This is a genomic window from Ramlibacter sp. (assembly GCF_013697775.1).
GTDB lineage: Bacteria > Pseudomonadota > Gammaproteobacteria > Burkholderiales > Burkholderiaceae_C > Ramlibacter.
In genome coordinates this window covers 14,987-34,256 of sequence record NZ_JACCWG010000239.1, presented here as the reverse complement: position 1 = coordinate 34,256, position 19,270 = coordinate 14,987, and the positions used below count along the sequence as shown (strand labels likewise).

Annotated in this window: 14 protein-coding genes, 1 tRNA gene and 1 pseudogene; 12 read left to right on the top strand and 4 right to left on the bottom strand. The window is 68.9% G+C overall.

Annotated features, from left to right (window positions below):
- Window positions 1-29 precede the first annotated feature (29 nt).
- The 7 genes and pseudogenes from H0U68_RS11795 to H0U68_RS11765 all read left to right on the top strand — a co-directional run bounded on the left by H0U68_RS11795 (window position 30) and on the right by H0U68_RS11765 (window position 8,293).
- Window positions 30-1,529, top strand: a complete 1,500-nt coding sequence (locus tag H0U68_RS11795; RefSeq protein ID WP_296355771.1) for a PHB depolymerase family esterase — start codon at window positions 30-32, stop codon at window positions 1,527-1,529.
- Window positions 1,530-1,539: 10 nt separating this feature from the next.
- Window positions 1,540-2,295, top strand: a pseudogene (locus tag H0U68_RS11790) (ABC transporter ATP-binding protein); the annotation flags it as partial.
- Window positions 2,296-2,444: 149 nt separating this feature from the next.
- The gene (locus tag H0U68_RS11785; RefSeq protein WP_296355769.1) at window positions 2,445-3,170 is read left to right on the top strand and encodes an ABC transporter ATP-binding protein; all 726 of its coding nucleotides are present in this window, start codon (window positions 2,445-2,447) and stop codon (window positions 3,168-3,170) included.
- Entirely contained in the window at window positions 3,167-4,147 is a 981-nt protein-coding gene (locus H0U68_RS11780) for a branched-chain amino acid ABC transporter permease (RefSeq protein WP_296355767.1), read from the top strand. Before H0U68_RS11785 ends, H0U68_RS11780 begins: the two co-directional genes overlap by 4 nt.
- 5 nt (window positions 4,148-4,152) lie before the next feature.
- On the top strand, window positions 4,153-5,244 hold the full coding sequence (locus tag H0U68_RS11775; protein WP_296355765.1) for a branched-chain amino acid ABC transporter permease: 1,092 nt from the start codon (window positions 4,153-4,155) through the stop codon (window positions 5,242-5,244).
- Entirely contained in the window at window positions 5,241-7,394 is a 2,154-nt protein-coding gene (locus H0U68_RS11770; RefSeq protein WP_296355762.1) for a D-(-)-3-hydroxybutyrate oligomer hydrolase, read from the top strand. Before H0U68_RS11775 ends, H0U68_RS11770 begins: the two co-directional genes overlap by 4 nt.
- Window positions 7,395-7,408: 14 nt before the next feature.
- On the top strand, window positions 7,409-8,293 hold the full coding sequence (locus H0U68_RS11765) for an alpha/beta hydrolase (protein ID WP_296355760.1): 885 nt from the start codon (window positions 7,409-7,411) through the stop codon (window positions 8,291-8,293).
- Window positions 8,294-8,315: 22 nt separating this feature from the next.
- Here H0U68_RS11765 and hemH read toward each other — a convergent pair whose 3' ends face one another.
- Entirely contained in the window at window positions 8,316-9,413 is a 1,098-nt protein-coding gene (gene hemH, locus H0U68_RS11760) for a ferrochelatase (RefSeq protein ID WP_296355758.1), read from the bottom strand.
- 18 nt (window positions 9,414-9,431) lie between these two features.
- Between hemH and H0U68_RS11755 the strand changes: the two genes are divergently transcribed.
- Window positions 9,432-10,124 carry an HAD-IA family hydrolase gene (locus H0U68_RS11755; RefSeq protein ID WP_296355757.1) on the top strand — a complete coding sequence of 231 codons (693 nt, stop codon included), beginning with the start codon at window positions 9,432-9,434 and terminating at the stop codon, window positions 10,122-10,124.
- On the opposite strand, the gene hpnE is transcribed toward H0U68_RS11755, so the two are convergent.
- The 3 genes from hpnE to hpnC are packed head-to-tail and all read right to left on the bottom strand — an operon-like array spanning window position 10,117 to window position 13,122.
- Window positions 10,117-11,400 (bottom strand): hydroxysqualene dehydroxylase HpnE, encoded by a 1,284-nt coding sequence (gene hpnE / locus H0U68_RS11750; protein WP_296355755.1) that lies wholly within the window; start codon window positions 11,398-11,400, stop codon window positions 10,117-10,119. The genes H0U68_RS11755 and hpnE overlap by 8 nt on opposite strands.
- A gap of 11 nt (window positions 11,401-11,411) precedes the next feature.
- Entirely contained in the window at window positions 11,412-12,251 is an 840-nt protein-coding gene (hpnD, locus tag H0U68_RS11745) for a presqualene diphosphate synthase HpnD (RefSeq protein WP_296355753.1), read from the bottom strand.
- 13 nt (window positions 12,252-12,264) lie between these two features.
- Window positions 12,265-13,122, bottom strand: coding sequence for a squalene synthase HpnC (hpnC, locus tag H0U68_RS11740; protein ID WP_296355751.1), 858 nt, complete (start codon window positions 13,120-13,122; stop codon window positions 12,265-12,267).
- Window positions 13,123-13,218: 96 nt separating this feature from the next.
- Here hpnC and H0U68_RS11735 point away from each other — a divergent pair, with 96 nt between their 5' ends.
- From H0U68_RS11735 to tig, 4 genes are all read left to right on the top strand, one after another.
- Window positions 13,219-14,403 carry an efflux RND transporter periplasmic adaptor subunit gene (locus H0U68_RS11735; protein ID WP_296355749.1) on the top strand — a complete coding sequence of 395 codons (1,185 nt, stop codon included), beginning with the start codon at window positions 13,219-13,221 and terminating at the stop codon, window positions 14,401-14,403.
- Window positions 14,404-14,410: 7 nt separating this feature from the next.
- Window positions 14,411-17,608 carry an efflux RND transporter permease subunit gene (locus tag H0U68_RS11730; RefSeq protein ID WP_296355747.1) on the top strand — a complete coding sequence of 1,066 codons (3,198 nt, stop codon included), beginning with the start codon at window positions 14,411-14,413 and terminating at the stop codon, window positions 17,606-17,608.
- A 136-nt stretch (window positions 17,609-17,744) separates the two neighbouring features.
- Window positions 17,745-17,831, top strand: a tRNA-Leu gene (locus H0U68_RS11725).
- A 32-nt stretch (window positions 17,832-17,863) separates the two neighbouring features.
- Window positions 17,864-19,177, top strand: coding sequence for a trigger factor (tig, locus tag H0U68_RS11720; protein WP_296355800.1), 1,314 nt, complete (start codon window positions 17,864-17,866; stop codon window positions 19,175-19,177).
- Window positions 19,178-19,270: the final 93 nt, after the last annotated feature.

Here is a 19,270-nt window from a genome sequence, read left to right as displayed (position 1 = left end):
GAATCCCGCTATATCAAGGAGACAACGCAATGAAATTCAGACTGCTTCGCACCCTCGCCGCCGCCGCGGCGATGGCTCTCGCCACCGTGGCCGCGCACGCGGTGGTGGCGCTTCCCAAGTACAACGTCGACACGTCCAAGGCGACGGTGTCCGGGCTGTCCTCGGGCGGCTTCATGGCCAACCAGCTGGGCTATGCCTATTCGTCCTATTTCAAGGGCGTGGGCATCTTCGCGGGCGGCCCCTACATGTGCGCCGGCCACAGCAACTACACGGCGTGCATGTACAACGCCACCATCAGCTCCACCCAGCTGTCGACGATGCAGGCCGACATCAACAACTGGAGCGGCAGCCAGATCGACGCCAAGGCCAACGTGGCGGCGCAGAAGGTCTACATGTTCGTGGGCACCAGCGACTCCACGGTGGGCCCGAACCCCATGCTCGGCGCCAAGACGCAGTACACCAACAACGGCGTGACGGCAGCCAACCTGCTGTACGTGTCGCGCGCCAGCACGGCCCACGTGTTCCCGACCGACTTCGACAGCACCGGCGACAACGCCTGCGGCACCAGCGCTTCGCCCTACATCAGCAACTGCGGCTATGACGGCGTGCAGGCGATGTTCACGCATTTCTACGGCGGGCTGAACGCGCGCAACAACGCGCCAGCCGCGGGCAACTACATCGAGTTCGACCAGGCCGCCTTCACCGCCAACCCGGGCATGTCGGCCACCGGTTGGGTGTACGTGCCGGCCAGCTGCGCCAGCGGCACCCAGTGCAAGGTGCACGTGGCGCTGCACGGCTGCCAGCAGAACTACGCCACCATCGGCGACAAGTTCATCAAGAACACCGGCTACACCCGCTGGGCCGACACCAACGGCATCATCGTTCTGTTCCCGCAAGCCAAGGTGGACAGCACAAGCCGCGCGACTTCCGCCAGCGGCTCGCTGGCCAACCCGAACGGCTGCTGGGACTGGATCGGTTGGTACGGCACCAATTTCGCGCAGAAGGGCGGCACCCAGATCGCGGCGATCAAGGCGATGGTGAACCAGCTGTCCTCGGGCACCGGCTCGGGCGGTGGCGGCGGCACGCTGCCGGCGCCGGCCAGCGTCAGCACCTCGGGCGCGACCACCAGCACCATGGCCATCGGCTGGAGCGCCGTCACCGGCGCGTCGGGCTACAACGTGTACCGCAACGGCAACAAGGTGAACGCGCTGCAGGTCGGCGGCACCAGCTTCACCGACACCGGCCTGGCGGCATCGACCACCTATTCGTGGACAGTGCGCGCGGTGGACAGCGGCGGCCTGGAAGGCGCGGCCTCGGCAGCGGCCAGCGGCACCACGCTCGCGGGCGCCACCGCGACCTGCTACACCTCAAGCAACTACGCGCACACCACGGCCGGGCGCGCCTACCAGTCGGGCGGTTATACCTACGCCAACGGCTCCAACCAGTACATGGGCCTGTGGAACACCTTCGCGACCACCACGCTGAAGCAGACCGGCACCAACTACTACGTGATCGGGACCTGTCCCTGATGAAAGCTCGATGAGCCAGCTCGCCACCAAGGACCTGACCATCCGTTTCGGCGGTCACGTCGCGGTCAATGCCGTCACCTGCGCTTTCGAGCCGGGGACGCTGACTGCGATCGTGGGGCCGAACGGCGCGGGGAAGACGACGTACTTCAACCTGATCTCGGGCCAGCTGAAGGCCTCGGCCGGCAGCGTCTCGCTGGGCAGGCGCGACCTCTCGGGCCTGAGCGCGTCGCAGCGCACCCGCGCGGGCCTGGGGCGGGCCTTCCAGCTCACCAACCTGTTCCCGCGCCTGACCGTGCTGGAGAACATCCGGCTGGCCGTGCAGTCGTCGCGCGAGGGTGGGCACGGCCGCGGCCTCAACCTGTGGAGCGTGTGGAGCGACCACACTGCGCTGACCGCGCGCGCCGACGAGGTGCTGCACGCCGTGGCACTCGCCGACAAGGAGCACGAGCTGGTGGCCAACCTGCCGCACGGCGACCAGCGCAAGCTGGAAGTCGCGCTGCTGATGGCGCTGCAGCCGCAGGTCTTCATGTTCGACGAGCCGACGGCGGGCATGAACGCCGCCGAGGCGCCGGTGATCCTGAACCTGATCCGCAAGCTCAAGGAAGACAGGACCAAGACGATCCTGCTGGTGGAGCACAAGATGGACGTGGTGCGCGAACTGGCCGACCGCATCATCGTGCTGCACAACGGCGCGCTGGTCGCGGATGGCGAACCGGCGGAGGTGATTGCGTCGCCGATCGTGCAAGAGGCTTATCTGGGCGTCTCCGTTCGCCCTGAAGTGGAAGGGCTTCGACAAGCTCAGCCCGAACGGAACGCAGCGCAACCCGAACGGAACACAGTGAAACCGGAACGGGATGTGGGGGCCGTTCGCCCTGAGCCTGTCGAAGGGCCTTTGCGCGGCACGGGGGAGCAGCCATGAGCGCCAATCTCCTCACGCTTTCCGCCGTGCACACCCACATCGGGGCGTACCACATCCTGCACGGCGTCGACCTCGCCGTGCCGCGCGGCCAGCTGACCATGCTGCTGGGCCGAAACGGCGCGGGCAAGACAACCACCTTGCGGACCATCATGGGCCTGTGGCGCGCGTCCGCCGGCCGCGTCGCCTTCGGCGGGCAGGACATCACGGCCTGGCCCACGCCGCAGATCGCCGGCCTGAACGTCGCCTACGTGCCCGAGAACATGGGCATCTTCGCCGACCTCACGGTCAAGGAAAACATGCTTCTGGCCGCGCGCGCCGCCAAGCGCGCCGACCAGCTGGACGACACGCGGCTGAAGTGGATCTTCTCGCTGTTTCCGGCGGTGGAGAAGTTCTGGAACCACCCGGCCGGCAAGCTCTCGGGCGGCCAGAAGCAGATGCTCGCGGTGTCGCGCGCCATCGTCGAGCCGCGCGAGCTGCTGGTCATCGACGAGCCGAGCAAGGGCCTGGCGCCCGCCATCATCAACAACATGATCGACGCCTTCGCGCAGCTGAAAGCCAGCGGCGTGACCATCCTGCTGGTGGAGCAGAACTTCAACTTCGCCAGGCGGCTGGGCGACACGGTGGCCGTGATGGACAACGGCCAGGTCGTGCATGCCGGCTCCATGAAGGAGCTGGCCGACGACGAGGCCCTGCAGCAGTCCTTGCTGGGACTGGCCCTATGAAGAACATCGATTTCGACTGGAAGCCGCTGGCCCTGGTGCCGCTGCTGGCACTGGCGGTGCTGCCCTTTATCGGCTCGCTGTCCACCTGGGTCACGCTCACGGTGGCGGGGCTGGCCATGGGCATGATCATCTTCGTCATCGCCTCCGGCCTCACGCTGGTGTTCGGCCTGATGGACGTGCTGAATTTCGGCCACGGCGTGTTCATCGCGCTGGGCGCCTTCGTCGCCACCAGCGTGCTGGGCGGCATGTCCGACTACACCAGCTCGGCCAGCCTGTGGATGAACCTGCTGGCGGTGCTGCCGGCGATGGTGGTCGCCATGCTGGTCGCCGCGGCCGTGGGCCTGGCGTTCGAGCGCTTCATCGTGCGGCCGGTGTACGGCAACCACCTGAAGCAGATCCTCATCACCATGGGCGGCATGATCATCGGCGAGGAGCTGATCAAGGTCATCTGGGGCCCCCTGCAGATCCCGCTGCCGCTGCCCGAGGGCATGCGCGGCACCCTCCTGTTCGGCGAGGCCGCGGTCGAGAAGTACCGTGCGCTCGCGGTGGTGGTCGGCGCGCTGGTGTTCGGCGGCCTGCTGTGGACGCTCACGCGCACCAAGATCGGTCTCCTGATCCGCGCCGGCGTGCAGGACCGCGAGATGGTGGAGTCGCTGGGCTACCGCATCCGCGTGCTGTTCATCGGCGTGTTCGTGGTCGGCAGCGCGCTGGCGGGCCTGGGCGGCGTGATGTGGGGCCTGTACCAGCAGAATGTGACGCCGCAGATGGGCGCGCAGGTCAACGTGCTGATCTTCATCGTGCTCATCATCGGCGGGCTGGGCTCCACCACCGGCGCGCTGGTGGGCGCCGTGCTGGTGGGCCTGATGGCCAACTACACCGGCTTCCTGGTGCCCAAGGCGGCGCTGTTCTCCAACATCGCGCTCATGATGGCCATCCTGCTGTGGCGGCCACAGGGCGTGTACGCCCTGAACAAGTGAGCGCCATGCTAGCCCGCATCCTTTCCACCGATTTCCCGCGCAGCCGCGTGCTGGCCGTGCTGCTCGTCGTGCTGCTGCTCGCGCTGGCGTTCGCGCCGTTCGTCTTCCCCGGCGTGAAGGCGCTCAACGTCGCCGCCAAGGTGCTGGTGTTCGTGGTGCTGGTGGCGAGCTTCGACCTGCTGCTGGGCTATACCGGCATCGTCAGCTTCGCCCACACCATGTTCTTCGGTATCGGTGCCTATGGCGTGGCGATCGCCTTCACGCGGTTCGGCCCGACCTGGGGCGCACTGTTCACGGGCATCGCCGGCGCGCTGGCGCTGTCCTTCGTGCTGGCGCTGGCCATCGGCCTGTTTTCGCTGCGCGTGCGGGCGATCTTCTTTTCGATGATCACGCTGGCGGTGGCGGCGGCGTTCCAGACGCTGGCCTCGCAGCTGTCGGAGATCACCGGCGGCGAGGACGGCCTGACCTTCAAGGTGCCGGAAGTCCTGTCGCCCAGCTTCGCGCTGGCCGAACAGCCGCTCTTCGGCGTCACGCTCGACGGGCGCCTGGTCTGCTACTACCTGCTGTTCGTTGTGGCGCTGGTGCTGTTCCTGGCCCTGCTGCGCATCGTGAATTCGCCGTTCGGCCGCGTGCTGCAGGCGATCCGCGAGAACGAGTTCCGCGCCGAGGCCATCGGCTACCGCGTGGTGGTGTTCCGCACGCTCTCCAGCATTTTGTCGGCGCTGTTCGCCACGCTGGCCGGCGCCATGCTGGCGCTCTGGCTTCGCTACAACGGGCCGGACACTTCGCTGTCGTTCGAGATCATGCTCGACGTGCTGCTGATCGTCGTCATCGGCGGCATGGGCACGGTGTATGGCGCCGCGCTCGGCGCCGGCCTGTTCGTGGTGGCGCAAAGCTACCTGCAGGACCTGCTGCGGCTGGGCAGCGAAGCCGCGTCGGGCCTGCCATGGCTGGCCGCGCTGCTGTCGCCGGACCGCTGGCTGCTATGGCTGGGCGTGCTGTTCGTGCTCTCGGTCTATTACTTCCCCACTGGTGTGGTGGGGCGGCTGCGCGCCGCTTCCACGCAACACAAGCTCATGCAAGGAAAACGCACATGACGAAGAAACAGCATGCCGCCGGCACGGCGGGCACGATGGGACTGGCGGGTGTGGGGCTGGCCTGCGCGGCGCTGGCCGCCGGCTGCGGCGATTCGTCATCGCAGCAGGTGAACGAGAAGCCTGCATTCCTGGGCAGCGTGATGTCCGCCACCTACGACGGCAGCGGCGACGACCTGTTGACCGCCGGCCTGGGCGCAAGCGGCCTCGCGTCGGCGACGCCGCCGGCCTATGCGAATGCCGAGGCGCCGACGGCCGCCGAGCTGCGCCGCGCGGCCATCTACAACAGCTACCGCGCCATCGTCGACACCACGGCGGCCGGTGGCTACGGCACCCTGTACGGCCCGTCGGTGGACGTGGGCGGCACGCCGACGGCCGGCAGCGGCAAGATCGCGGGCACCGAGTACATCGCGTTCTCCGACGACGGCAGCGGCCGCCAGAACGTGACGCTGATGGTGCAGGTGCCGGCCACCTTCGACAAAGCCAATCCCTGCATCATTGCCGCCGCGTCGTCAGGCTCGCGCGGCGTGTACGGCGCCATCTCCACCGGCGAGTGGGGCCTGAAGCACGGCTGCGCCGTCGCCTACACGGACAAGGGCACCGGCGCCGCGCCGCACGACCTGCAAAACGACACCGTGCCGCTGATCGACGGCCGGCGTACGAGCGCGGCCGCGGCCGGCACGGCCGCGCAGTTCAATGCCGGCTTGAGCGGCACCGAGCTGGCCGCATTCAACGCCGTTACGCCGAACCGCTACGCCTTCAAGCACGCGCATTCCGGGCACAACGTGGAGAAGGACTGGGGCAAGTTCACGCTGCAGGCGGCGGAGTTCGCGCTGTACGTGCTGAACGAGAAGTACGGCGACCAGGACGGCGGCGGCCGCCGCTACGCCACGCTCACGCCCGGCAACACCATCGTCATCGCCTCCAGCGTGTCCAACGGCGGCGGTGCCGCCATCGCGGCGGCCGAGCAGGACACGCGCGGCCTGATCCGCGGCGTGGCGGTGGCCGAACCCGCGGTGGAGATGCCGGCCAACGCAGGCATCACCATCAGGCGCGGCAACACCACCGTGCCGGTGGTCGGCAAGCCGCTGATCGACTTCACCACCTACGCCAACCTGTACCAGGCCTGCGCCTCGCTCGCGCCCTCCATCGCGAGCGGTCCGTTCGCCGCCGCCTACGCGGCCGGCTTCGCGGCGCCCGCGTTTCCGGTGGCGCCGAACCGCTGCGCCGCGCTGAAGGCGCAGGGGCTGCTGAACGCCTCCACCACCGCCGAACAGGCCGAGGAGTCGCTGCACAAGCTGCTGGCCTACGGCTGGGAGCCCGATGCGGCCATCCTGCAGGCCTCGCACGCCGCGTTCGAAATCGCACCCGCCGTCGCAGTGACCTTCGCCAACGCGCTGTCGCGCGCCAGCGTGAAGGACAACCTGTGCGGCTTCAGCTACGCCGCCACGGCCGCGAACGGCAGCATCACCACGCTGGCGCCGGCGGCGGCGCTGGCCGGCATGTTCGCCACCGGCAACGGCGTGCCGCCGGCTGGCGGCATCAACCTGGTGAACAACAACGGCAAGTTCGGGCCGGCGCGCGACTTCCTGTCGTTCAACGCCGCGAGCGTGGCCGACTGGAACCTGGACGGCGCGCTGTGCCTGCGCAATTTGGTCACCGGCAACACGCCGCAGGCGCTCAAGCTGCAGGCCGGGCTGGACGAGACGCGCCGCAACGGCAACCTGCAGGGCAAGCCGGCCATCATCGTGCACGGCCGCTCGGACAACCTGCTGCCGGTCAACCACACCTCGCGCCCATACTTCGGCCTGAACAAGAAGGTGGAAGGCGCAGCCAGCAAGCTGTCGTACATCGAGGTCACCAACGCCCAGCACTTCGATACCTTCATCGGCTTGCCGAGCGTGCTGCCCGGCTACGACAGCCGCTTCGTGCCGCTGCACGTGTACCTCAACCGCGCGCTCGACGCGATGTACGGCCACCTGAAGAACGGCAGCGCGCTGCCGGCCAGCCAGGTGGTGCGCACCGTGCCGCGCGGTGGCGTGCCTGGCACGGCGCCGGCCATCACCGCGGCCAACGTGCCGGCCTTCGTGACAGCACCGGCGCCCGCCGACGCCATCGGCTTCTTGGCGGGAACGGTCACCATTCCCGATTGACGAGCGAAGTGTCCATGCCATTCACCTCCAACTACGTCACCTGCGCGGGGCGCGAGATGCACTACACGGAGTGGGGCTCGCCGAACGCGCCGGTGGTGATCGCCTGGCATGGACTCGCGCGCACCGGCCGCGACATGGACGAACTGGCCGACCATCTGAGCGGCCGCTACCGCGTGATCTGCCCCGACACCATCGGCCGCGGCTTCAGCCAGTGGAGCCCCGACCCGGGCAACGAGTACACGCTGGCGTTCTACGCGCGCACCGCCGCGGCGCTGTTCGACCGGCTCGGCATCGCGCGCGCGCACTGGGTCGGCACCTCGATGGGCGGCGCCATCGGCGAGGTGTGCGCGGCCGGCATCCATGAGCCGGGCATGAAGGACCGCATCGCCAGCCTGGTGATGAACGACAACGCGCCGCGCCTGTCGGCGCCGGCGGTGGAGCGCATCCGCGCCTATGCCGGCAATCCGCCGGCCTTCGACACCATGGCGCAGCTGGAAGCCTTCTTCCGGCAGGTCTACAAGCCGTTCGGCCTGTTGACGGACGCGCAGTGGCGGCGCCTGGCCGAAACCTCGGCGCGCCGCCTGCCCGATGGGCGCGTGACGCCGCACTACGACCCGGCGATGGTGCGGCAGTTCACCGACCACCCGAACGATTACGACCTGTGGGAGCACTACGACCGGCTGCGCATTCCGGTGCTGGTGCTGCGCGGCGCCGAGTCCGACCTGGTGCTGCCCGATGCCACCGAGGAGATGCAGCGCCGCGGCCCGGGCACCCTGGGCCTGCTGCGCGTGGTGGAAGTGCCCGGCTGCGGGCACGCGCCGGCGCTGAACGTGCCGGCGCAGCTGGACCTGGTGACGTCGTTCATCGACCGGCACCAGCAGATGCTGGCAGCGGCCTGAGCTGGGCTGGGCGCAGCTTGCGCTAGGCCTTTGCGCCGAGTGCCAGCGCGCGTTCGCGCGATGCCGCCAGCTTCTGCTTGTCGGGCTCGTCTTTCGTTGGCCAGCCGGCCAGGTGCTGTTCCGCGATGCCGCCGAGCGCGCCGATCCACTCCGTGGTGTCGTTCAGGCACGGGATGTAGTGGAACTCCTTGCCGCCCGAGGCGAGGAAAGCGTCGCGGCCTTCCTGCGCGATCTCTTCCAGCGTCTCCAGGCAGTCGCCGGTGAAGCCGGGGCACGCCACGTCTACGCGCTCGACGCCGCGCCGCGCCAGTTCGCGCAAGGTCGGTTCGGTGTACGGCTCCAGCCATTTGGCACGGCCGAAGCGCGACTGGAAGGTGACGCTGTAATCGCCTTCCGCCAGGTTCAGCCTGCCCGCCAGCAGGCGCGCCGTCTTGCGGCATTCGCAGTGGTAGGGGTCGCCCAGGTGCAGCGTGCGCTCGGGCACGCCATGAAAGCTCATCAGCAGATGCTCGCCACGGCCTTCCTCGCGCCAGTGCCGCTCGATGCGTTTGGCCAGCGCATCGATGTAGCCGCGGTCGTCGTGGTAGCGGTTGACGAAGCGCAGCTCTGGCACGCTGCGCGTGCGTGCCGTCCACGCGCCCACTGCGTCGATGATGCTGGCCGTGGTGGTGCCCGAATACTGCGGATAGCAAGGCAGCACCAGCACGCGCGTGGCGCCGGCGGCCTTCAGCGCGTCGAGCTGGCTGGCGATGGAGGGATTGCCGTAGCGCATGGCGTAGGCCACCTGCACGCGGTGGCCGTGCTCGCCCAGCCAGCCTTGCAGCCGCTTGGCTTGGCGCTCGGTCCAGATCCTCAGCGGCGAGCCCTCGGGCGTCCAGATGCTCGCGTACTTGGCGGCCGACTTCGCGCTGCGGCGCGGCAGGATCACGCCGTGCAGAAGCGGCAGCCAGACCGCGCGCGGGATCTCCACCACGCGCGGGTCGCTCAGGAATTCAGCGAGGTAGCGGCGCACCGCCGCCGGCGTGGGCGCGTCGGGCGTTCCAAGGTTGCACAGGAGGAGGGCGGTGCGCGGCGGCTGGCCGTGCGCGAAAGGTGGTTCCGTCATGAAGGGCGAGGCCATTGGAGTATTCTCGCCGTCATGCTCGACGTCGCCAAAATCAAGGCCATTTCCCTCGATCTGGACGACACGCTGTGGCCGATCTGGCCCACCATCGAGCGCGCCGAAAAAGCCCTGCACAGCTGGCTGACCCACAACGCGCCGATGGCCGCGGCGCTGTTCTCCAGCCCCGGCGCCCTGCGCGAGATCCGCGACCACATGGCGGATTCGCGTCCCGAACTCAAGCACGACCTGAGCACGTTGCGGCGCGAATCGATCCGCCTGGCGCTCTACCGCGCCGGCGAAGACCCGCTGCTGGCCGACGAGGCGTTCCGCGTGTTCTTCGCTGAGCGCCAGCGCGTGACGCTGTTCGACGACGCAGGTCCCGCGCTGGATTTCCTGGCGGCGCGCTTTCCGCTGGTGAGCGTGTCCAACGGCAACGCGGACCTGGCGGTGGTCGGCCTGGCGCCGCTGTTCGCGGCCAGCATCTCGGCGCGCGAGTTCGGCGTGGGCAAGCCCGATCCGCGCATCTTCCACGCCGCCGCCGGCGCGGTGGACGTGCCGCCCGAAAGCGTGCTGCATGTGGGCGACGACGCCACGCTGGACGTGCTGGGCGCGCTGAACGCGGGCATGCAGGCGGTGTGGCTGAACCGTTCGGACACGATGTGGCCGCACGAACTGCAGCCGCACATCACAGTGGCCCACCTGGGCGAGCTGTGCGATCTGCTCAGGTGAGCGCGCCGGCAGCCTCGATGGCGCCGCGCACCGCGCCTTCCAGCGTCGCGGGATAAGGGCCTTCCACGTAATCGCCGCAGGCCCACAGCCCCGGCGCGACGGCAATGCCAGGCCGCAGCAGGCCGGGCGTGCAGGCAAAGGTGGCGCGCTTTTCCACCACCGTGCGCAGCGGCGTGACCGGCCAGCCGAGCGTTGCCGCCTGCGCGACGATCTGGTCCTGCAGTTCTTCCAGGCTGCCGCGGCTGGCGCTGGCGACGAAGGCCAGCAGGCCGGCTGGCCCGCCAAGCTGCCCGCGGTCGAACACGAACTGCGCCGGCCGCCGGGCATCACTGCGCAGGGACAGCATGGGAGAGGGCAAAGACAAGGGCAGGGCTTGCCTGCCCATCGCGTACACGGTGGCGATGGGTTCGTAGTCGAGTGCGCGCACGCGCGCGAGCCAGCCATCAGCGGGCGCGCCGCTGGCTTCCACCAGGCGCGCGGCTTCCCAGGGCGGGCAGGCGAGCAGCACCGCGTCGAACGGCTCGCCGTCGACGCGCCATTGCGCGCCATCGCGCATGAGCGCATGCACGCGCGCGCCCATGCGGATCTCGGCGCCGTGCGCCCGCAGCCAGTCGCGTGCGGCATCCGGGAACAGCCGGCCCAGGTCGCGGCGCGGCAGCAGCAGGTTGGAGCCGGCCCACTGGCCATGGCCGCCGCCGAACAGCGAATCGCGCAACACGCGCAGGAACACCTGGGCGCTTGCGCGTTCGGCCGGCGTGTTGAGCGCGGCGACGCACAGCGGCTCGACCAGGTCGTGCACGACGCGCGGCGCAAGGTCGCGGCACAGCACGGCGACGCTGAGTTCCGGCGCGCACGCAAAGCCACGGCACTGCCAGCCGGCCGCATGCCGCAGCAGCGACAGCTTGTCGCGCCAGCCCCAGCCGCGCGCGCCCAGCATGCCGGTCAGCGCGTCCAGCGGCGCCGGCCACGCGGGCAGCCGCAGGCCGGTGCCGTCGGGAAAGCGCAGCGTGAGCGGCAGCCGCAGCAAAGCTTGCTGCAAGTCGACGCCGACATCCTCCATCAGGCGCAGCGCCTGCACGTAGGCCCCGATCAGGATGTGCTGGCCGTTGTCCAGCATTGCCGTCGTGCCGTCGGGCAGCGCCACCTCCAGGCTACGCGCGCGGCCGCCCAGGGTGCGCGACGCTTCGAACAGCGTGACTTGGTGGCCCGCACGGATGCATTGCACAGCGGCGGCCAGTCCGGCCCAGCCGCCGCCGACCACGGCCACCTTGCGCATAGCAGGGCGCGTCACAGGCGGCCGAGCGCCTGGATTTTCCAGGCCAGCCAGAACTTGCGCAACGGCGTGAGGCTCACGCGCTGGTGCAGCACCTGGAAGCCATCGGATTCGATCTCGCGCAGCAGGGTGCGGTAGATGCTGGCCATCATCAGCCCCGGCTTCTGCGCGCGCCGGTCCTCGGCGGGCAGCAGCGCCAGCGCTTCGTCGTACAACGCATGTGCGCGCTGCGCCTGAAAGCGCATCAGCGCGGTGAAGCGTTCGGAATACTGGCGCTGCAGGACTTCATTGGCTTTCACCTCGAACTGCTGCAGCTCGTTGACCGGCAGGTAGATGCGCCCGCGCCGCGCGTCCTCGCCGACGTCGCGGATGATGTTGGTGAGCTGGAATGCCAGGCCCAGCGTGTGCGCGTAGGCGGTGGTGGCTTCCTGCGTCTGGCCGAAGATGCGCGCCGACACCTCGCCCACCACGCCGGCCACCAGGTGGCAATAGCGTTTCAGGCCAGGGAAGTCCAGGTAGCGCGTCTGCTGCAGGTCCATGCGGCAGCCTTCGATCACCGCCTGCAGCTGGTCCTGCCGCAGCCCGAAGGGCGCCATGTGCGGCACCAGCGCGCGCATGACCGGATGCGTGGGATTGCCAGCGCAGGATTTCGCCACCTCGGCCTGCCACCAGGCCAGCTTGGTGTCGGCGATGCCGGGGTCGCTGACCTCGTCCACCACGTCGTCCACCTCGCGGCAGAAGGCGTAGAAAGCGGTGATGGCGGCGCGGCGCGGCGGCGGCAGGAACAGGAAGGCGTAGTAGAAGCTGCTGCCCGAGGCCGCGGCCTTGTCCTGCACGTACTGTTCTGGCGTCATGAGGCAGCGATTGTCACATTCGCAAGCCACGCCATGCCATGGCGCCCAGATCCCGGCGCCGCAGCTTCGGCCGCACATGGAAGCTGCCGTAGCCTGTGGCCGCGATGCGGTCCAGGATGCGCAGGCCGCCTTGCACCACCAGCCGCAATTCCCAGCCGGCGCGGCCTGGCACCTGGTGGACCAGCGGTGCGCCGGCGTGCATCAGGTCGCGCGCCCATGCCACTTCGTGGGCGACCAGCGCAGGCGCCTGCGGGTGGCTGGCCCACTGCGCGGGATCGGCCGGGTCCATGCCGTGGCGCCGCAGGTCGTCCACCGGCAAGTAGTAGCGGCCGCGCGGGATGTCCAGGCTCAAGTCCTGCCAAAAATTGATGAGCTGCAACGCACTGCAGATGGCGTCCGACCGTTGCAGCGCCTGGGCGTCGGTGACGCCGTACAGGTGCAGCATCAGCCGCCCGACCGGGTCGGCGGAGCGGCGGCAGTAGTCGATCAGCTCGACGCGGTCGCGGTACAGCGCGCCGGCGGCGGTCTTGCGCACGTCCTGCGTGAAGGCGCTCAGCAGGTCGAACAGCGGCCCGGAGGGCAGGGCGAAATCGCGCAGCACCCTGTCAAGCGGCGTGAACACCTGCGGCCAGCGCGCGAAAGCGTCGGTGCCGGCGATGCAACTGCGCAGGGCACTCTCGTAGGCGGCAAGGTCGGCGAGACGCTGTGCCGGCGTGGCGTCGCCTTCGTCCGCGATGTCGTCCGCCGTGCGCGCGAACCAGTAGATCGCCGCCACGGCCGGGCGCAGGCGCGCCGGGCACAGCCAGGAGGCGACCGGGAAATTTTCGTAGTGGTCGACCGGTTGGGGCCGGCCGTCGGGCGGTGTCGTCACCCGCGCATTGTTGCTTGACACGGCTGGGCCAAATCCCCTAGATTACTAACCAGTCAGTCAGTAGCACCTGATTTTGCGAAACTTTTGACCTCTTTCATGATGCCGTATCAGAAATTCTCCGCACTTCCGCTGTCGCTCAGCCTGCTCGCATTGGTAGCTATCACCCTGGGTGGGTGCTCCAAGCCCGAGGCGCCGCCCGAGCCGCTGCGTGCCGTCAAGGTGATCAACGTGGGCACATCCAGCGCACAGTCGGGTTACGAGTTTTCCGGGGAGGTCAAGCCGCGTGTCGAATCGCGCCTGGGCTTTCGCGTGGCGGGCAAGATGATTCGCCGCCAGGCCGAACTGGGCCAGCACGTGAAGGCCGGCGACGTGCTCGCGCAGCTCGATCCGCAGGACTACAAGCTGGCCACCGACGCCGCGCGCGCACAGGTCGCCGCGGCCAGCACCAACCGCGACCTGGCGGCCGGCGACTTCAAGCGCTACGCCGCCCTGCGCGAGCAGAATTTCATCAGCGGCGCCGAACTCGAGCGCCGCGAAACCACCCTCAAGGCGGCGCAGGCGCAGCTGCAGCAGGCGCAGGCGCAGTTCGCCTCGCAGGGCAACCAGGCGCGCTACACCAACCTGGTGGCCGACGTCTCGGGCGTGGTGACCGCCATCGAAGCCGAGCCTGGCCAGGTGGTGTCCGCCGGCACGCCGGTGGTGCGGATTGCGCAGGACGGCGCCCGCGACGTGGTGTTCTCGGTGCCAGAGGACAAGGTGGCGGGCGTGCGCCCCGGGGCGGCCGTGATGGTCAAGCCCTGGGCCAGCGGCACCTCGGTGCCCGGCAAGGTGCGCGAAGTCGCGGCCAGCGCCGATCCGGTGACCCGCACCTATGCCGTCAAGGTGTCGCTCGATCCCGCCGTGCAGCCGCCGCTGGGCGCCACCGTGTCGGTACTGCCCGTGCTGAGCCGCCCGGAGCTCTCGGCCCAGATGATCAAGCTGCCGACCAGCGCCTTGCGCCAGGAAGGCAAGGGCACGGCCGTGTGGGTGGTGGACCGCGGCTCCATGACGCTGAAGTCGCAACCGGTGCAGGTGACCACCGCCGACGGCAACGAGGCAGTCATCAGCTCCGGCCTTCAGCCGGGCATGACCGTGGTGTCGGCCGGCGTGCATGTGCTGCAGCCCGGCCAGAAGGTCGCGATCTGGCAGGACCCGTCGGCCATGAGCGCCGCCGCCCCGGCCGCCCCCAAGCCGGCGCCGGGGACCGCGGCGGCCGCGCCCGTGCCCACCGCCACGCGCTGAGGCCGGCATGCAGGACGGACACGCAACCCAAGAGAGCCAGCGCTTCAACCTCTCGCGCTGGGCACTGGAACACCCGGCGCTCACGCGCTACCTGATGGTGGTGCTGATGGTGCTGGGCGTCGCGGCCTACTTCCAGCTGGGCCAGGACGAGGACCCGCCATTCACCTTCCGCGCCATGGTGATCCGCACCTACTGGCCCGGTGCCACGGCGCAGCAGGTGGCCGAGCAGGTCACCGACAAGCTGGAGCGCACGCTGCAGGAGGTGCCGTACTCCGACATCATCCGCAGCTATTCGAAGCCGGGCGAGTCGCTGATCACCTTCCAGATCAAGGACTCCTCCAAGCCGGGCGACGTGCCCAACGTCTGGTACACGGTGCGCAAGAAGATCGGCGACATCCGCGCCACCCTGCCGCAGGGCGTGCAGGGGCCGTTCTACAACGACGAGTTCGGCGACGTCTACGGCGTCATCTACGCGCTGCAGGCCGACGCCGGCTTCAACTACGCCGAGCTCAAGACCTTCGCCGACGACGTGCGCCAGCAGCTGCTGCGCGTGCCCGACGTGGCGAAGGTGGAGCTGTTCGGCGTGCAGGACGAGAAGCTCTACGTCGAGATCTCGCAAAAGCGCCTGTCGCAGCTCGGGCTGGACCTGACCCAGGTGCTGGCGCAGCTGGGCCAGCAGAACGCGGTGGAATCGGCCGGCGCGGTGCAGACGCCGCTGGACGTGGTGCAGGTGCGCGTGGGCGGCCAGTTCGAGGCCCTCGACCAGTTGAAGGCGATGCCGATCCGCGGCAGCTCCGGCAGCCAGCTGCGGCTGGGCGACATCGCCGAGATCAAGCGCGGCTACGTCGATCCGCCGTTGGTGAAGGTGCACCACCAGGGCAGGGAGGTGATCGGCCTGGGCGTGTCCATGGCCAAGGGCGGCGACATCATCCGCCTGGGCAAGGCGCTCAAGGCCAATTCCAGCCGCATCGAGGACGGCCTGCCCGCCGGCATCCGCCTGGTGCAGCTGCAGGACCAGCCGCGCTCGGTGGCCAGCTCGGTCAACGAATTCGTGCGCACGCTGATCGAGGCGGTGGCGATCGTGCTGGCGGTGAGCTTCCTCGCGCTGGGCCTGCACAAGCGGCCCGACGCCGGGAGCCTGCCGCTGTGGCGGCGCTGGTACGTGGACATGCGTCCCGGCCTGGTGGTGGGCATCACCATCCCGCTGGTGCTGGCCGTGACCTTCCTGGCCATGAACTACTGGGGCATCGGCCTGCACAAGATCTCGCTGGGCTCGCTGATCATCGCGCTGGGCCTCTTGGTGGACGACGCGATCATCGCGGTGGAAATGATGGTGCGCAAGATGGAGGAGGGCTACGACAAGGTCCGCGCCGCCACCTTCGCCTACGAGGTCACCGCGATGCCGATGCTGACCGGCACGCTGATCACCGCCGCCGGCTTCCTGCCGATCGGCATGGCGCGCTCCACCGTGGGCGAGTACACCTACGCGATCTTCGCGGTGACGGTGATCGCGCTGGTGCTCAGCTGGTTCGTCTCGGTGTACTTCGTGCCGTATTTGGGCACGCTGCTGCTCAAGGCCAAGCCGCACGCGCCGGTGCATGCCGGGTCCGCCGAAGTGCACGAGCATTTCGACACGCCGTTCTACCGGCGCTTTCGCCGGGCGGTGGACTGGTGCGTGGAGCACCGCTGGATCACCATCGGAGCCACCTTGCTGACCTTCGCGCTGGGAATCGTCGGCATGGGCAAGGTGCAGCAGCAGTTCTTCCCGGACTCGAGCCGGCCGGAGATCATGGTGGACCTGTGGTTCCCCGAGGGCACGTCGTTCGCCGCCAACGAGGAACTCACCAGGCGGGTGGAAAAGCGCCTGATGACCCAGCCGGGCGTGAGCTCGGTGAGCACCTGGATCGGCTCGGGCGCGCCGCGCTTTTACCTGCCGCTCAACCAGGTGTTCCCGCAGACCAACGTGTCGCAGCTGATCGTGCTGCCGCAGGACCTGCATGCGCGCGAGGCGCTGCGCGGCACCCTGCCGGCGCTGCTGGCCAGGGAGTTCCCGGAAGCCCGCGGCCGCCTGACCCTGCTGCCCAACGGCCCGCCGGTGCCGTACCCGGTGATGTTCCGCGTCGTCGGCACCGATCCGGCGGTGCTGCGCGATTACGCCGACCAGGTGAAGGCTGCCATGCGCGCCAACCCGAACACGCGCGGCGTCAACGACAACTGGAACGAATCGGTGAAGGTGCTGCGGCTGGAGGTCGACCAGGCCAAGGCGCGTGCGCTCGGCGTCACCAGCCAGTCGATCGCGCAGGCCAGCAAGACCATCCTGTCGGGCACCACGGTCGGCCAGTACCGCGAAGGCGACAAGCTGATCGACATCGTGCTGCGCCAGCCGCTGGACGAGCGCAACGCCATCACCGACATCGGCAACGCCTACCTGCCCACCGCGTCGGGCAAGTCGATCCCGCTCACGCAGATCGCCAAGCCGACCTTCGCCTGGGAGCCGGGCGTGATGTGGCGCGAGGGCCGCAGCTACGCGATCACCACGCAAGCCGACGTGATCGAGGGCCTGCAGGGCGCCACCGTGACGGCGGAACTGCAGCCCAAGCTCGATGCGCTGGCCGCCAAGTGGCAGCCCGGCTACCGGCTGGAGGTGGCGGGCGCGGTGGAGGAGAGCGGCAAGGGCTCGTCGTCGATCTCCGCCGGCATCCCGGTGATGCTGTTCATCGTCTTCACGCTGCTGATGCTGCAGCTGCACAGCTTCAGCCGCGCGCTGCTGGTGTTCATCACCGGCCCGCTGGGCATTGCCGGCGTGGCGGGCGCGCTGCTGCTGCTGAACCGGCCATTCGGCTTCGTGGCGCTGCTGGGCGTGATCGCGCTGATGGGCATGATCCAGCGCAACTCGGTGATCCTGATCGACCAGATCGAGCAGGACCGCGCGCGCGGCGTGCCGGCCTGGACCGCCATCGTCGAATCGGCGGTGCGGCGGCTGCGCCCCATCGTGCTGACCGCGGCCGCGGCAGTGCTGGCCATGATCCCGTTGTCGCGCTCGGTGTTCTGGGGCCCGATGGCGGTGGCCATCATGGGCGGGCTGATCGTGGCCACCGTGCTGACGCTGCTCGCCCTGCCGGCGATGTACGCGGCGTGGTTCCGCGTGAAGCGCCCCGGCGAGGAACAACCGGCGCCGCCCCTGCTGGAGGCGCAGCCGGCCTGACGGTGCAACGCGCGGAAAACGGCGGCTGTTCGGGCGCCGTTGTTCCGCAGGTTAAAATCGTCAGTTGACCGGATTCGAGCGGGCCGCCGGGGTCACCTGGCTGCCCGCTTTCCCTTTCAAAGAATCAGGACAGCGGGCGCGGGTGGCGAAATTGGTAGACGCACCAGGTTTAGGTCCTGACGCCAGCAATGGTGTGGGGGTTCGAGTCCCCCCCCGCGCACCACGCAATCGAAGACTCTAGTGAGCAAACCCATCATGGCCGTGAACGTAGAAACCCTGGACAAGCTGGAACGCAAGATCACCCTGTCGCTGCCTGTCGGCGCGATCCAGTCCGAAGTCGACACCCGTCTCAAGCGTCTCGCGCGCACCGTCAAGATGGACGGCTTCCGGCCCGGCAAGGTGCCGATGTCGGTGGTGGCGCAGCGCTACGGCTACTCGGTGCAGTACGAGGTGATGAACGACAAGGTGGGCGAAGCCTTCGCCCAGGCCGCCAACGAGGCCAACCTGCGCGTCGCCGGCCAGCCCAAGATCACCGAGAAGGAAGGCGCACCGGAAGGCCAGCTGGAATTCGACGCCGTCTTCGAGGTCTATCCCGAAGTCAAGATCGCCGACCTGTCGGACGCCGAAGTCGAGCGCATCAGCGCCGAAGTGACCGACCCGGCCGTCGACCGCACGCTGGACATCCTGCGCAAGCAGCGCCGCAGCTTCGCCCAGCGTTCGCAGGACGCGGCGGCCGAGCAGGACGACCGCGTCACGGTCGATTTCGAAGGCAAGATCGACGGCGAAACCTTCAGCGGCGGCAAGGCCGAGGACTTCCAGTTCTCCATCGGCGAAGGCCAGATGCTCAAGGAATTCGAGGACGCCGTGCGCGGCATGAAGGTCGGCGAGAGCAAGACCTTCCCGCTCGCTTTCCCCGAGGACTACCACGGCAAGGACGTGTCCGGCAAGACGGCGGACTTCATGGTCACGGTCAAGAAGATCGAGGCGCCGCATCTGCCGGAAGTCAACGAAGCTTTCGCCAAGTCGCTGGGCATCGCCGACGCGACGGTCGACGGCCTGCGCGCCGACATCCGCAAGAACCTGGAGCGCGAGGTGAAATTCCGCGTGCTTGCGCGCAACAAGCAGTCCGCCATGGACGCCCTGGTGTCCAAGGCCGAGCTTGACCTGCCCAAGTCCATCGTGCAGGCCGAGATCGACCGCATGGTCGAGAACGCCCGCGCCGACCTGAAGCAGCGCGGCATCAAGGACGCCGACAAGGCGCCGATTCCCGGCGACGTGTTCCAGCCGCAGGCCGAGCGCCGCGTCCGCCTGGGCCTGGTGGTCGCCGAGCTGGTGCGCTCCAACGACCTGGGCGCCAAGCCCGAGCAGGTCAAGGCGCACATCCAGGAGCTGGCCGCCAGCTACGAGCGCCCGGCCGACGTGGAGCGCTGGTACCACGGCGACAACCGCCGCATGGCCGAAGTCGAAGCCATCGTGATCGAGAACAACGTGACCGACTACGTGCTGGCCAAGGCCAAGGTCAACGACAAGCAGGTCACGTTCGACGAGCTGATGGGCCCGCAGGGCTGATTCCGCCGAAAGATCCCGGATCGGGGCGCGGGCTTGCAGTCTTGCGGCCGCGCCCCATCTTCTTTCGGACTACAGTAGCAGCCACACACGGAG

Coding starts and splice junctions, on each gene's coding strand:
- H0U68_RS11795 (WP_296355771.1), top strand. CDS start 30: ATGAAATTCAGACTGCTTCGCACCCTCGCCGCCGCCGCGGCGATGGCT.
- H0U68_RS11785 (WP_296355769.1), top strand. CDS start 2,445: ATGAGCGCCAATCTCCTCACGCTTTCCGCCGTGCACACCCACATCGGG.
- H0U68_RS11780 (WP_296355767.1), top strand. CDS start 3,167: ATGAAGAACATCGATTTCGACTGGAAGCCGCTGGCCCTGGTGCCGCTG.
- H0U68_RS11775 (WP_296355765.1), top strand. CDS start 4,153: ATGCTAGCCCGCATCCTTTCCACCGATTTCCCGCGCAGCCGCGTGCTG.
- H0U68_RS11770 (WP_296355762.1), top strand. CDS start 5,241: ATGACGAAGAAACAGCATGCCGCCGGCACGGCGGGCACGATGGGACTG.
- H0U68_RS11765 (WP_296355760.1), top strand. CDS start 7,409: ATGCCATTCACCTCCAACTACGTCACCTGCGCGGGGCGCGAGATGCAC.
- hemH (WP_296355758.1), bottom strand. CDS start 9,413: ATGGCCTCGCCCTTCATGACGGAACCACCTTTCGCGCACGGCCAGCCG.
- H0U68_RS11755 (WP_296355757.1), top strand. CDS start 9,432: ATGCTCGACGTCGCCAAAATCAAGGCCATTTCCCTCGATCTGGACGAC.
- hpnE (WP_296355755.1), bottom strand. CDS start 11,400: ATGCGCAAGGTGGCCGTGGTCGGCGGCGGCTGGGCCGGACTGGCCGCC.
- hpnD (WP_296355753.1), bottom strand. CDS start 12,251: ATGACGCCAGAACAGTACGTGCAGGACAAGGCCGCGGCCTCGGGCAGC.
- H0U68_RS11735 (WP_296355749.1), top strand. CDS start 13,219: ATGATGCCGTATCAGAAATTCTCCGCACTTCCGCTGTCGCTCAGCCTG.
- H0U68_RS11730 (WP_296355747.1), top strand. CDS start 14,411: ATGCAGGACGGACACGCAACCCAAGAGAGCCAGCGCTTCAACCTCTCG.
- tig (WP_296355800.1), top strand. CDS start 17,864: ATGGCCGTGAACGTAGAAACCCTGGACAAGCTGGAACGCAAGATCACC.